This window comes from Amycolatopsis melonis, from assembly GCF_040064235.1.
Classification (GTDB): Bacteria; Actinomycetota; Actinomycetes; order Mycobacteriales; family Pseudonocardiaceae; genus Amycolatopsis; species Amycolatopsis melonis.
On the sequence record NZ_JBDZYD010000015.1, the window covers coordinates 191,774 to 206,162 of the forward strand.

Annotated in this window: 9 protein-coding genes and 1 riboswitch; of the genes, 8 read left to right on the top strand and 1 reads right to left on the bottom strand. The window is 72.7% G+C overall.

The window, feature by feature from the left end:
* Positions 1-239: 239 nt before the first annotated feature.
* The gene (locus ABJI51_RS35615) at positions 240-1,154 is read right to left on the bottom strand and encodes a hypothetical protein (protein WP_348955494.1); all 915 of its coding nucleotides are present in this window, start codon (positions 1,152-1,154) and stop codon (positions 240-242) included.
* A 222-nt stretch (positions 1,155-1,376) separates the two neighbouring features.
* Between ABJI51_RS35615 and ABJI51_RS35620 the strand changes: the two genes are divergently transcribed.
* From ABJI51_RS35620 to ABJI51_RS35655, 8 genes are all read left to right on the top strand, one after another.
* Entirely contained in the window at positions 1,377-4,280 is a 2,904-nt protein-coding gene (locus tag ABJI51_RS35620) for a HAMP domain-containing protein (protein ID WP_348955495.1), read from the top strand.
* A gap of 1 nt (position 4,281) precedes the next feature.
* The gene (gene pgsB, locus ABJI51_RS35625) at positions 4,282-5,460 is read left to right on the top strand and encodes a poly-gamma-glutamate synthase PgsB (protein WP_348955496.1); all 1,179 of its coding nucleotides are present in this window, start codon (positions 4,282-4,284) and stop codon (positions 5,458-5,460) included.
* Positions 5,460-5,942, top strand: coding sequence for a poly-gamma-glutamate biosynthesis protein PgsC/CapC (locus tag ABJI51_RS35630; protein WP_348955497.1), 483 nt, complete (start codon positions 5,460-5,462; stop codon positions 5,940-5,942). Before pgsB ends, ABJI51_RS35630 begins: the two co-directional genes overlap by 1 nt.
* Positions 5,943-5,949: 7 nt before the next feature.
* Entirely contained in the window at positions 5,950-6,957 is a 1,008-nt protein-coding gene (locus tag ABJI51_RS35635; protein ID WP_348955498.1) for an NlpC/P60 family protein, read from the top strand.
* Between the two features lie 78 nt (positions 6,958-7,035).
* Positions 7,036-7,108: riboswitch (cobalamin riboswitch) on the top strand.
* A gap of 49 nt (positions 7,109-7,157) precedes the next feature.
* Entirely contained in the window at positions 7,158-10,721 is a 3,564-nt protein-coding gene (cobN, locus tag ABJI51_RS35640; protein ID WP_348955499.1) for a cobaltochelatase subunit CobN, read from the top strand.
* Positions 10,722-10,765: 44 nt separating this feature from the next.
* Positions 10,766-12,616 (top strand): ArnT family glycosyltransferase, encoded by a 1,851-nt coding sequence (locus ABJI51_RS35645; RefSeq protein WP_348955500.1) that lies wholly within the window; start codon positions 10,766-10,768, stop codon positions 12,614-12,616.
* 35 nt (positions 12,617-12,651) lie between these two features.
* Positions 12,652-13,308 carry a response regulator transcription factor gene (locus ABJI51_RS35650; RefSeq protein ID WP_348955501.1) on the top strand — a complete coding sequence of 219 codons (657 nt, stop codon included), beginning with the start codon at positions 12,652-12,654 and terminating at the stop codon, positions 13,306-13,308.
* A complete protein-coding gene (locus ABJI51_RS35655) occupies positions 13,305-14,387 on the top strand; it encodes a sensor histidine kinase (RefSeq protein ID WP_348955502.1) in 1,083 nt (360 codons plus the stop codon). Before ABJI51_RS35650 ends, ABJI51_RS35655 begins: the two co-directional genes overlap by 4 nt.
* The last annotated feature ends 2 nt before the right edge of the window (positions 14,388-14,389 follow it).

The window sequence follows — 14,389 nt, forward strand, 5'->3', positions numbered from 1 at the left end:
ACCCGCTCCGCCGCCCGAGCGACGCCGAGCGCTCAGCCTGACCTGCCCACCTCACGGCCGAACCACATCCGAGGGGCCGGTCAAGGTGCCGTTCTCCACCAAACCGCTCCGCCGCCCGGGCGACGCCGAGCGCTCAGCCTGACCTGCCCACCTCAGCCTCCACCGGCGCCCGGACCACGTCCGAGGGGCTGTTCTCCGTTCCCCCACCTCAGAGCCTCCGAACGCTCAGCCCCCGCACCTCACGGCCGGGCCAGCTCAGCCTCCACCAGCGCCCGCACCACGTCCGCCCGCCGGTCCGGTGACTCGCGCACCGTCCGGCTCATCTCCACGTGCAGGAACACCGTGCCCTCGGCGGCGGCCATGCGGCCCTGGACGTTCGTTGTGCCCTCCAGGCCCTTGCACCGCTCTTCCCAGGCCCGGCACACCGCCAGCCCGTCCGCGGTCAGCCGGTCCGCCGCGCGGCGGGCCGCGTCGCCCGCCAGCGTCGCTCCGGATGACAGCACGATGTCCGTCGACGGCAGGTTCTGGTCGTGGAAGCCGTGCAGCTGCACCTGCGGCAGCCGGCGTCCCGCCAGCACCGTCGCGACGACGTGGAACACCGAGTCCTCTTCGTGCGCGACGTCGGCCTTGCCGTCGTCCGCCTTCCGGTGGGCGCCCGCCACGAGCAGCACCGCGCCCGGCACCCGCCGAAACAGGTCGACGCCGAACAGCTCCGTCCGCAGGTCGAACGCCGGGTGCGGGACCTCGACCACCAGCGACGGCGGCGCCGACCGGTCGATCACGTACATCCCCCAGGCCCGTTCGGTGCCGGGGTCGGCGGTCGCGATCGTGTACGGCCGCCGGGTCGCCGGATCGACGCCGTCGCGCACCGTGAAACCGAGCTTTTCGAAATCCGCCGCCCCTTGATGATCAAGAATCGCCGCGAAACCGGCCGCCGCCGTACGACGTTCGTCGGTTTTCGGCGGGCGGTACTCCTGGTCCGCGGACAGGCCGGAGATGAACGTCGTCACCAGGGAATCCAAACCGGCCTCCGGCGCGGGCGACGCGGATTTCGGTGACTCCGCGTCATCGAGAACCAGGACGAGGGTGAGGACCAGCGCCAGGGCAACGGCCACGCCGGCCACTCCGAGCAACGTCCGCGGTCGGCTGATCACCACCCGGAGTCTACTGACGGCGGTGCACTGGACCATTGGCCGCTCTTTGTCCTCCGATGGAGGTACTTGTAACGTCACCAAAGGCAGCATTGATACTTGCACGTGACCCGAACGGGTGCATGTTCCGCTATCGGCCGTGGTGGCCGGCGATCCTCCGGGATCGCATGACTGAAAGGGCCTGGGGGGACCAGGTTGAATCGGCCGAGACAACAGGAAGATCGAGTGGCGCGGCTGCGTGCGCAGATTCCGGAAGCGGGTTTCCCGCGTGGTGCCGGGGTCGCGTCCGCCGTCGCGTTCGTTCTGCTGCTCCTGATCGCCGCCTTCACCGCGCTTTACCTCTCCACCGCCGGTCCCCTCGCCCTGATCAGGGCCAACGACGCCGGCGGCCGGGTGCCCGACGAGCTGACCGCGGGCCAGCAGCGGACGACCGCCGGGCTCGCGCAGAGCGTCGCCACTTCCGCGACGGCCGCCGCGGGCGACCTCCAGGTCGCGGCAGGCTCCAGCGTGTTCGACACCCCGGACGACACCGCACTCCTCACCCGTCTGGGTGAAACCTACGAGGACTGGCGCGGGGTCGTCGTCTACGACCCGGTCGCGCAGAAGGTGGTGGCCACCCGCGGTGAACCGGTGCCGGTGGAGACCCTGCGCGGAGTTGCCGTCGCGAACCTCACCGTCCGCCCGGTCGCCCGCCCGGGCGACACCCCGCTGGTGCTCACCGCGCTGCCGCTGACCGGGGCTCGCGCCGGCAAGCTCCTCGTCGTCTCGACGGCCCTGCGCAACACCGCCGGCACCCTGGACGAGGACACCCAGCAGCAGGTCCGGCTGGTCACCGCGGACGGCGTGGTGCTGCACACGCACGGTTCCGCCGTGGCCGCGACCGACCGGCCGGCCCAGGACCTGCTCGCCCGCGCCGCCACGGCGGCCGCCGCCGGGCAGTCCGGCGTGCTCACCGGCGCGGCCGTGACGGAGAAGGGCAAGGAGCGCGCTCCGGTCGTCTCCTACGCGCCGGTCTCCCCCGCCGGGATCGGCGGCAGCCTCGGCCTTTCGGTCGTCACGTTCAGCCGTTTCCCGGTCGAGGCGGTGCCGGTCCGCTGGCCCGGCCTCGTCCCCGCCGCGGCGCTGCTCGCGCTGGCCGTCGGCGGGTTCGTGCTGCTGCGGCGCACGGTCGTCGCGCCGATCCGCCGCCTGCGCGACGACGCGCTCGCCGTCGCGGCCGGTGAACTCGGCCACCCGGTCCGGCAGTCGCGGATCCGCGAGGTCAACCGGGTGACGGCCGCGCTGGAGCACACCCGGTCGAAGCTGCGCCGCCGCAAGCCGGAACCGGAGGTCCGCCCGCTGCTGTCGGCCCAGCTGGCCGTCGTGCTGGTCGCGCTGGCGCTGCTCGGCTGGTCGGGCGCGGTCGCCGCGACGCTCGGGCGGCAGCACGCCGAGGTCTCCCCGACGATGCTCAGCGAGCACGGCGTCCGCGTGACGCGCTCGGCCGACACGTTGCGTCGCAGTCTCACCGAAGGCCTCAACGACCTGCAGACCCTGGCGCGCCTCGGCAAGGGGAAGCAGCCGGACCAGCTGCGCGACATGCTCGGCCGGCTCGCCGGCACCGAAAGCCGGTTCCGCAGTGTCTACGTGACCGACGCCGAGGGCGCGGTGCTGGTGCAGGCCGGGCGCGAAGCACTGCGCGACCCCGGCAAGCTGCCGGGCGGCGAAGGGCTGCGCCAGCACAACACCAGCGGCCGGGTGCCGGTGGTGTACGCGTTCACGCCGCTGCCGGACTCGCCGAACGTGCTGGTCGGCGAGTACGACGTGCCGCGCATGGCGGAGCTGCTGGGCTCGGCGGGTGGCCGCGTCCGCGTCGTCGACGAGGGCAAGCGCACGATCGCCGACACCGAGGGCTACCTCGCCTTCGCGGCGCTTTCGGATCCGGCGCTGGTCAAGAACGTCGACGCGGCCCAGTCCGGCAAAGACGCCCGGGAGGCGACCCCGTCGGCCCTCCTCGCGGCGCAGCGGCTGGCCGACAAGGGCCAGGCGGCGACGTTGAAGTGGGTGGTGGTCGCGGAGCAGCCGATCGGCTCGCTCGGCCTCGCGGACAACACGGTCCGTTCGGGCGCCCGCGTCGCGGCGCTGCTGACGGCGGTGGTGGCGCTGCTGCTGTTCGCCTGGCACCTGCTGGTGGTGGTCCGGCCGCTGCGCCGCATCGGCACCGAGGCAGGCCGCATAGCGGACGGCAACACGGCCGCGGTGGTCTACCCGCAGCGCCAGGACGAGATCGGCACGGTGGCATCCTGCGTGGAGATCTGCCGCCAGGCTCTGACCGAAGGCCACAACCGCCTCGGCGAGACCCGCCGCCCCACCGGCGCGGCCACCGACGAGACGGAGCTGTTGCAGAAGATCGTCGACGAGCCGGAGCCCGAAGCCCCCGCCAAGCGGCCGAGCCCCACCGCCGAGACACCCGACCCGGCCGGACAGCGGCGCAAGACCGAAGCCCCGATCCGAGCCGAGCGCAAGGCACCGGCCAAGCGGCCAAGCCCCACCGCCGAGACACCCGAACCGGCCGGACAGCGGCACAAGAGCGCACCCCGGGCCCACGCCGAGCGCGGAACTTCGGCTGAATCCGCCGCACCCGCGCGCGCCGAGCGACCCGCAGCACCGCCATGGCGGCCAGCCGAGCCGCGACGCGACTCCCAAACCCCGCGGGCCCAACGGCCGAGCGCCCGCGTGGCAGAACCCCACCGCCCAGCCGAGCCGCAGCGCGAACCCGCAGCCGACCGGCGACGGGAGTCCCCGGCCCCCGCGCGAACCGAGCGCCGGACTCCGGCCGACCGGCGCCCCATCGACAACGCGGCCCGCGCTGACCGGCGACCCGCCGAACCCGCCGCCGACCGGCGCCAGGAGCCCCCGGCCCCGGCCCCGGCCCGAGCCGAACGCAAGACCCCGGTCGACCGGCGACCCAGCGACAACCCGGCCCGCGCCGACCGCAAACCCCTGGCCGACCGGTCCGGCGAAACTCCGGCCCGCCGTCCCGCCGAGTACCGGAAACGGCCGCAGACCCCACCCCGGATTCCCGTGCGCACCCCCGATGACAAGGCCAAGAGCGACTACCTCAGCTGGCTGGACGGGGCCGGGGTCTGACGTGACCTTCCTCTACGTCGTGCTGGTTCTGGCGTCGGCGGCGATGCTCGGGGCCGGGGTCGTCGAACAGCGGCAGCACTACAAGCACCTGCACAGCATTCCCACGCGCGTGCTCGTCAACGGCATCCGCGGGAAGTCCTCCATCACCCGGCTCTGCGCGGGCGCCCTGCGTGGGGGCGGGCTCGTCACCACCGCGAAGACCACCGGGACCGCCGCGCGGTTCATCCATCCGGACGGGAGCGAAGAACCCGTCTACCGGAAGTTCGGCATCGCCAATGTCGTCGAGCAGATCGGGATCGTGCGCCGGGCCGCTGCCTACCGGCCGGACGCTCTCGTCATCGAATGCATGGCCGTGCTGCCGGAGCTGCAGGAAATCAACCAGAGCAAGCTCATCCAGTCGACCATCGGCGTGCTGTGCAACGTGCGGGAAGACCACCTCGCCGAGATGGGCCCGACCCTCGACGACGTCGCCCGGTCGCTGTCGCGGTCGATGCCCGTCGGCGGGATCTGCCTCACCGCCGAAAAGGACCGGCTGCACATCCTCCAGGAGGAGGCCGCCAAGCGGAACTGCGAACTCATCGCAGTCGATCCCGAATCTGTCAGCGACGAGGAGATGCGCGGCTTCGGCTGGATCACCTTCAAGGAGAACGTCGCGATCGCGCTGGCCGTCGCCGAGCTGCTCGGTGTCAACCGGCGGCTGGCGCTGGAAGGCATGTGGGCCGCGCCGCCGGATCCCGGGGTGCTGCAGGTGCACCGGTACCGGGCCGGGCGGCGGCAGCTGCGGTTCGCCAACGTCTTCGCCGCCAACGATCCCGAGTCGACGTTGCTGAACATCGACCAGCTGCGCCGCCAGGGCGCGATCACCGACCCGCTGCACGTGATCATCAACTGCCGCCCGGACCGTGTCGAGCGCAACGGCCAGATGGGGGCGCTCATCCCCGAAATCGCGCCGGAGCGGGTGGTGCTGATCGGCGAGCCGACGCGCAGCGCCCGCGTCGCGATTCCCGCCGAATGGCACGACCGGGTCGTCGACCTCGGTGGGGCGCGCTCGCCGCGGGAACTGCTGCGCGGGATCGTCGGCGGCATCGAGCGGCACGCCTCGCTCGTCGCCATCGGCAACATCCACGGCCAGGGGGAACTGCTCATCGAGGAACTCGCCAAACTGGAACCGGTCGCCTGATGCTCACCACCGCACTCGCCCCCGAGGTCGCCACCGTCGGGCTCGCCATCGGCCTGCTGCTGTCGCTGGTCTGCTACCTGACGACGAACCTCTCCCCCGGCGGCATGATCACGCCCGGCTGGATCGCGCTGACCATGGTCGAGGACTACCGGCGCGCGGCGATCATCGTGCTCATGACCGCACTGACCTTCGGCGGCACCAAGCTGCTGCAGCGCATGGTGATCCTCTACGGCAAGCGGCTGTTCGCCGCGGTCGTGCTGCTCGGTGTCGTGCTGCAGACGACGTTGCTGCTGTTCCTGCAGGCCGACTTCCCGCTGCTGTTCGTGCACCAGACGCTCGGGTTCGTCGTCCCCGGCCTGGTCGCCTACCAGCTGGTGCGGCAGAAGCCGGTGGCCACGGTCCTGGCGACCGGCGGGGTGAGCCTTGCCAGTTACGCGATCCTGATCAGCGGCGTGCTGGTCGGCCTGGTTCCCACGGTGTGAGGTGAAGATGCGCAAGGCGATCCGGGCCGGTGTCCTGGCCGCGGTCATCGGCGTGTCCGGCACGGCCGCGGTGTACGTCGCCCGGCAGGACGCGGCCGAGATCACCGCGATCGCGGCGTCGGCCGCTCCCACCGGTGCCGCGGTCACCGGGGCCTACACCTACGAACGCCTGGAGAACCCGGCCCGCACGGTCGTCCGCGACTCGGCGGGCGCACAGCTGGCGTCGTTCACCGACGGCTCCCGCACGGTGCTGCTGACCGGCCGGTCGCGGACGTTCACCGAGCCGCGGTTCACCAAGGTCAGCGTCACGTCGAACGCCTGGATCCGGCTGGCGCCGCAGCCGTGGCGGGCCGGCGCGGAGAAGGAACGCTGGTTCGGCGACTGGCTGCCGAAGGCGATCGGCGACACCGACCCCGACATCCTCGCCATCGCCCTGCAGTACACCGACGGCGCGCCCGACCTGATGGCGAAGAAGCTGCGTGTCGGCGGGGACGCCAGCTTCGGCCCGGACAGCGCGGAGGGCCGCCTCGAGAAGTCCGACTTCTACGACTACCTGGGCATCGACTGGGACTTCCCGGGCGGCGTCCACGAGAAGCCCGAGCCTGCCCGCGCCCGCTCGCTCGACTGCTCGGGTTTCGTGCGGATGGTGTACGGCTACCGGGCGGGCTTCCCGCTGCTCGGCACCAACACGAAGGGCCCCGGCCTGCCCCGGCGCGCGTGGGCGCTGTCGGAGCTGGGCCCCGGCACCGAGGTGATCCGCGACGAGAAGAAGCAGGCGACGGACTTCAGCGCGCTGCAGCCGGGTGACGTGCTGTTCTTCAACCTGGAGCCGCAGCTGGGCCCGCAGGTCTCGCACACGGGCATTTACCTGGGCATCGACAGCGACGGCCACCACCGGGTGCTCTCCAGCCGCAAGGTCGCGAACGGGCCGACCTTCGGCGACGCGGGCGGGGTGTCGCTGATCGACGGCTCCGGGACCTACGCGAAGGCGTTCCGCGCGGCCAAGCGCCTCTGACCGGGGTCCGGCAACGTCACCTTGACGCCGGGTCGGCCGCACCGGAGAGTGGGAGCGATACCCACGCGTCGGCAGGTGGAGGAACCCGGTGGAAGTCCGGGGCGGTCCCGCCACTGTGACCGGAGACGCCGTCTCCGGGAGCCAGGAACTCCGGCCGGCGCGCCCGTCTACCCGGGGCGCGGACCCCGAGGAGGAACCTCGTGATCCTGCTTCTGTCCACTTCGGACACCGACCTGCTCAGCGCCCGCGCCGCCGACGGCGAGTACCGGCTCGGCAACCCCGCCCGGCTCGACGTCGCCGAGCTGCCCGCGCTGCTCGACGGCGTGAAGATCGTCGTCGCGCGGATTCTCGGCACCCCGCGGACCTGGCAGGACGGCCTGGACGCGCTGCGGGCCTCCGGCGCGCACGTCGTCGTCCTGGGCGGGGAGCAGACGCCGGACGCCGAGCTGATGAAGCTCTCGACCGTCCCGGCGGGCATCGCCGCCGAGGCCCACGCGTACCTCGCGCAGGGCGGGCCGGCGAACCTCACCCAGCTGCACCGGTTCCTCTCCGACACTCTCCTGCTCACCGGCGACGGCTTCGAGCCGCCCGCGCCGCAGCCCGCGTGGGGGGTGCTGGAACGCTCTTCGCAGGCCGAGGGCCCGGTGATCGGGATCCTGTACTACCGCGCCCATCACCTGTCCGGGAACACCGCGTTCGTGCACGCCCTCGCCGACGCGATCGAGGCCGCGGGCGGGCGCGCGTTGCCGATCTACTGTGCTTCGCTGCGTACGCGCGAGCCCGAAATGATGGCGGAGCTGGGCAAGGTCGACGCGCTGCTGGTCACGGTGCTGGCGGCGGGCGGCACGCGGCCGTCCGAGGTCGGCGCCGGCGGGGACGACGAGGCGTGGGACGTCGCCGAGATGGCCGCGCTCGACGTCCCGATCCTGCAGGCGCTGTGCCTGACCAGCGACCGCGAGACGTGGGCGGCGAACGACGACGGCCTCTCGCCGCTCGACGCGGGCAACCAGATGGCCGTGCCGGAGTTCGACGGGCGGCTGATCACCGTGCCGTTCTCCTTCAAGGAACTCGACGCCGACGGCCTGCCGCGGTACGTGCCGGACGCCGAGCGCGCGTCCCGCGTCGCGAAGATCGCCCTCGCGCATGCCCGGCTGCGGCACACGCCGACGTCGCAACGCCGGATCGCGCTGATGCTGTCCGCGTACCCGACGAAGCATTCGCGCGTCGGCAACGCGGTCGGGCTGGACACGCCCGCGTCGGCGATCGAGCTGCTGCGGCGGATGCGCGACCTCGGCTACGACCTGGGGCCGGAGGCGTTCCCCGGCGTCGAGCCGACCGGCACCGAGCAGCCCGACGGCGATGCCCTCATCCACGCGCTGATCGCCGCCGGTGGCCAAGACCCCGAGTGGCTGACCGAGGAACAACTGGCCGGGAACCCGATCCGCGTTCCCGCGGCGCGCTACCAGGAGTGGTTCGACGCGCTCCCGGCCGAACTGCGCGAAGCCATGGAGGAGCACTGGGGCCCGGCGCCGGGCGAGCTGTACGTCGACAACGGCGACATCGTGCTGGCGTCGCTGCAGAGCGGCAACGTCATCATCATGATCCAGCCGCCGCGCGGGTTCGGCGAGAACCCCGTGGCGATCTACCACAACCCCGACCTGCCGCCGAGCCACCACTACCTGGCCGCCTACCGCTGGCTGGAGGAGGAGTTCGGCGCGCACGCCGTCGTCCACCTCGGCAAGCACGGCTCGCTGGAATGGCTGCCGGGCAAGACGGCGGGGCTCTCGGCGTCGTGCGCGCCGGACGCCGTGCTCGGGAACCTGCCGCTGGTCTACCCCTTCCTGATCAACGACCCGGGTGAGGGCGCGCAGGCGAAGCGGCGGGCGCACGCGACGATCGTCGACCACCTGATCCCGCCGATGGCACGCGCGGAGTCCTACGGCGACATGGCGCGGCTGGAGCAGCTGCTCGACGAGCACGCGAACATCGCGGCCATGGACCCGGCGAAGCTGCCGGCGATCCGGCAGCAGATCTGGACGCTGATCCAGGCCGCGAAGCTGGACCACGACCTCGGCGTCGAGGAACGCCCGCACGACGCGGAGTTCGACGACTTCCTGCTGCACATCGACGGCTGGCTCTGCGAGGTCAAGGACGCCCAGATCCGCGACGGCCTGCACGTCCTCGGCGCGGCGCCGATCGGCCCGGCCCGGGTGAACCTGGTGCTGGCGATGCTGCGGGCGGCGCAGATGTGGGGCGGCAGGCAGGGCGCGGTCCCCGGCCTGCGGTCGGCGCTCGGCCTGAAGGACAACGCGCCGATGTCCGAAGTGGACGCCGTGGAGAAGACGGCGCGCGAGCTGGTCGAGGCCATGGAAATGCGGGCGTGGGACGCCACCGCCGTCGCGTCGGTGGCGCCGGATGCCGAGGTCGCGCGCGTCCTTTCGTTTGCTGCGGAGGAAATCGTCCCGAGGCTGGCGGGCACGTCCGGCGAACTCGACGCCGTGCTGCACGCCCTGGACGGCGGCTACATCCCGGCCGGGCCGAGCGGATCGCCGTTGCGCGGGCTGGTCAACGTGCTGCCGACCGGCCGGAACTTCTACACCGTCGACCCGAAGGCCATCCCGAGCCGGCTCGCCTGGGAAACCGGGCAGGCACTGGCGGATTCCCTGCTGCGCCGCTACCGCGAGGACACTGGCGGCTGGCCGCGGTCGGTCGGGTTGTCGGTGTGGGGCACCTCGGCGATGCGGACCTCCGGCGACGACGCCGCGGAAGTCCTGGCGCTGCTGGGTGTCCAGCCGGTGTGGGACGAAGCTTCGCGGCGCGTCACCGGCATCGAGGCGATCCCGCTGGCCGAGCTGGGCCGTCCGCGCATCGACGTCACCGTCCGGATCAGCGGCTTCTTCCGCGACGCGTTCCCGCACGTCATCACGCTGCTGGACGACGCGGTGCGGCTGGTGGCCGGGCTGGACGAACCGCACGACCAGAACTTCGTGCGGGCCCACGTCTCGGCGGATCTGGCGACCCACGGCGACGCCCGCCGCGCGACGACCCGCATCTTCGGTTCGAAGCCGGGCGCGTACGGCGCGGGACTGCTGCCGCTGATGGACTCCGGGAACTGGCGCGACGACAAGGACCTCGCGGAGGTGTACGCGGTCTGGGGCGGCTTCGCCTACGGCCGCGACCTGGACGGCCGCCCGGCGCGCGAGGACATGGAGAACTCCTACAAGCGCATCGTGGTCGCGGCGAAGAACACCGACACGCGCGAGCACGACATCGCCGACTCCGACGACTACTTCCAGTACCACGGCGGGATGATCGCCACGGTCCGCGCGCTGACGGGCGCGGCCCCGGCGTCCTACGTGGGCGACAGCACGTCGCCGGACGCGGTCCGCACCCGGACGCTGGGCGAGGAGACGGCCCGGGTGTTCCGCGCCCGGGTGGTCAATCCCCGCTGGCTGGCGGCGATGCGCCGGCACGGCTACAAGGGCGCCTTCGAGCTGGCGGCCACAGTGGACTACCTGTTCGGCTTCGACGCCACGGCCGGCGTGGTCGGCGACTGGATGTACGAGAAGCTGACCGAGTCCTACGTGCTCGACGAGGTGAACCAGGAGTTCCTGCGGCAGGCGAACCCGTGGGCGCTGCGCGGCATCGTGGAACGGCTGAACGAGGCCGCGGACCGCGGGCTGTGGGCGGAACCGGACCCGGAGCTGCTGGCGAAGATGCGCGAGGTGTACCTGTCGCTGGAAGGTGATCTCGAAGCCGAGTAGGCCGGAAACGCCCGGGAAACGCGGGCTTCGGTTGGGTGGCGGGCATGATCACCGCCGCTCCCCCGAAGACCCGCTCCTGGGCGCTTCCGCTCGTCTGCCTCGGCGCCGCCGTCCTCTACGCCTGGAAGATCGGCGACGGCCAGGTCGGCAACACCTACTACGCCGCCGCCGTGAAGTCGATGACGAGCGGCTTCACGAACTTCCTCTTCGGCTCCTTCGACCCCTACGGCGTCGTCACGGTCGACAAACCGCCATTGGCGCTGTGGCCGCAGGCGCTCTCCGTGCTCGTCTTCGGCTACCACGGCTGGGCGCTGCTGCTGCCCCAAGTGCTCGAAGGCGTCGCGACGGTCTTCCTGCTGCACCGGACCGTCCGGCGGTGGGCCGGGGAGAACGTCGCCCTGCTGGCCGCGGTGATCCTGGCGCTGACGCCGGTGACCGTGATCATCAACCGTGACAACAATCCCGACACGCTGCTCGTGCTGTTCCTCGTCGCCGCGGCGTACGCGCTCACCCGCGCGCTCGACGGCGGCCGGAAATGGCTGTTCTGGTGCGCTTTCTTCGTCGGATGCGGTTTCCTGACGAAGATGCTGCAGGCCTGGATCGTCGTGCCCGCCCTCGCGCTGGCGTACTTCGCCGGGACGGCCGCGCCGGTCCGGCGGCGTCTGCTCGACCTCCTCGCCGCCGGGGCCGTGCTCGCCGTCTCGTCGTTTTGGTGGATCGCCCTGTACGACTGGTGGCCCGGCGCGAAGCCGTACATGGGTGGCAGCAAGGACGGCAGCGCGTGGGACCTCGTCTTCGGCTACAACGGCTTCGGCCGCATCTCCGGACAGGGCGAGACCGGCGGCATGATGATCATGCGGAACGGGCAGCCGGAGATGTCGTCGTTCGGCGGCGATCCGGGGCCGGGCCGGATGTTCAACGACCTCGTCGGCGGGCAGATCTCGTGGCTGCTCCCGCTGGCGTTCGTCGTCCTCGCGGTGGTCGCGATCCGGCGTCCCGGGCACCACGCCGGGTGGCTGCTGTGGGGTGGCTGGCTGCTGGTGACGACCGTGGTGTTCAGCTTCGCGGGCGGCATCTGGCACCCGTACTACACGACGGCGATGGCGCCGGCGGTCGCTGCCGTCTGCGCCGCCGGGCTGGCGCTGCTGTGGCGTGACCACCGGCGGACCGTGCTCCCGGCGGCGATCGCGGTCAGCGCGGCCTGGGCGTTCGTCCTGACGTCGCGGGACACGTCGTTCCACGGCTGGACGCGCTGGGCAGTACTCGCCACGGCGGTGGCCGCGATCGCCTGGCTGGTGGTGGCGCCGGGACGGCGTGCGCTCGCCGCCGGGCTCGTGCCGCTGCTGCTGACCCCCGCGGTGTGGTCGTACGCGGCCGCGCAGAGCACGTCCGCGGGGACGCTGCCCGCCGCCGGTCCCGCCAAGGGCCCCGGGGCGATGCCGCCGCCTCCGGGGCCGGGCGGACCTCGGTTGATGCTCGCCGGAGGCAGCGACGGCACCGCGAAGCTGTCCGACGAGCAACGGCGGATCCTCGGCTACGCCCGCGCGCACGGCACCGAGATCACTCTCGCCGTGAACGCCGACGCGAGTACGGTCGCGCCGTTCCTCATCGACTCCGACGAGCTGGTGATCGGCATGGGCGGCTTCGGCGGCCGCGACGACGCGCCGTCGCTCGCGCAGCTCGACCGCTGGCTCGCCGAAGGGAAGCTGAAGTTCGTGCTGAGCGGCGCCGGCCTGCCCGGCGGGCCGCCGCGAGGTCCCGTGCAGGAAGAACGGCGGCGGTGGATCGAGCGGCACTGCACGGTCGTCGACCCGGCCGCGTACGGCGGCCGGTCCGGGCCCGGCTCCGGCCCGGTGCGGCTCGGCGGCGCGAACACGCTCTACCAGTGCCGCTAACGGCGAGGAAACACCGCCGCGGCGATCATGGCGCCATGCGGGTCCTGGTGGTGGAGGACGAGCCGATGCTGGCGGACGCGATCGCGGAATGGCTGCGCGAGGACTCCCACGCGGTCGACATCGCCCACGACGGCGGCACGGCGCTCGACCGGATCGCCGTGCACGGCTACGACGTCGTCGTGCTCGACCGGGACCTGCCGGTCGTGCACGGCGACGAGGTCTGCCGCCGGGTGGTCGCCTCCGGCGCGGCGACGCGGGTGCTGATGCTGACCGCGGCCGTGGAGATCACCGACCGCGTCGACGGGCTGTCCCTCGGCGCCGACGACTACCTGACCAAGCCGTTCGCCTTCCCGGAGCTGGCCGCGCGCATCCAGTCGCTGGGCCGCCGCTGCCGCCCGGCCGCCCCGCCGGTGCTGCGCCGGTCCGGTGTCACGCTCGATCCGGCGCGGCACGAGGTGTTCCGCGACGGGCGGTATCTCCCACTGTCCAAAAAGGAGTTCGCGGTGCTCACCGAGCTGCTGCTCGCCGACGGCGCGACGGTGTCGGCCGAGCACCTGCTGGAGAAGGCGTGGGACGAGCACGCGGACCCGTTCACCGGCGCCGTCCGGCTGACCATCCTCAAGCTGCGCCGCAAGCTCGGTGACCCGCCGCTGGTGGAGACGGTAACCGGCGTCGGCTACCGGCTCCGATGAGCCTCCGGCTGCGCCTGACGGTCCTGTACGGCGGCTTGTTCCTGCTGGCGGGCGTGGTCCTGCTGGCCGTGACGTACCTGCTGTTCACCCGGCAGGTCGGGCAGCGCGTGGCGGTGATCTCGGGCAACCCGCCGCCGGGCGCGCCCCCGCTGCCGTCGCTCGACGCCCTCGACGAGCAGGCCCGGCAGCTGCGCGCGGCGGCGGCGACGTCCCTGCTCACCCAGGGCGCGATCGCGCTGGCACTGGTGGCACTGCTGGCGGCCGCGACGGGCTGGCTGGTGGCCGGGCGCGCGCTGGCGCCGTTGCGCCGGGTCACGGACACGGCCCGCCACATCGCCGCGGCGGCGGACCCGGGCGGGCAGGAGCGCATCGCCCTGCGCGGCCCCGCCGACGAGGTGAAGGACCTCGCCGACGCGTTCGACGTCATGGTCGAGCGGCTCGACCGGTCGTTCGACGCGCAGCGCCGCTTCGTCGCGAACGCGTCGCACGAGCTGCGCACGCCGCTGACGCTGAACCGCTCGCTGGTCGAGGTGGCCATGCACCGCCGCACGGCGTCCGAGGACGTCCGGCAGCTCGGCACCAAGCTGCTGCACATCAACGCCCGGCACGAGCGGCTGATCAGCGGGTTGCTGCTGCTGGCCCGCTCGGAAAGCGCGCTGACCGAGCGCTGCCCGGTGGATCTGGCGGCGGTCGTCGCGCACGTGGTGCCCGCGGGCGTCGAGACGGACCTGGCGGAGGCCACGGCCTTGGGTGACGCGCTGCTGCTGGAGCGGCTGGCACACAACCTTGTGGAGAACGCGCTCCGGCACAACGTCGAGGACGGCTGGGTGCGGGTGGCGACCCGGACGCGAGGGGGCGCGGCCGAGCTGACGGTCGCCAACAGCGGACCGGTGATCCCGCCGGAGGAGGTGCCGGCGCTGTTCGACCCGTTCCACCGCCGGGCCCGGGTGGCCGACGAGGGCGCGGGGCTGGGGTTGTCGATCGTGCGGTCGGTGGCCCACGCGCACGGCGGAGCGGTCGTGGCGCAGGCCCGGCCGGAGGGTGGCCTGACGGTCGTCGTGTCGCTGCCGGGGGCGTGAGA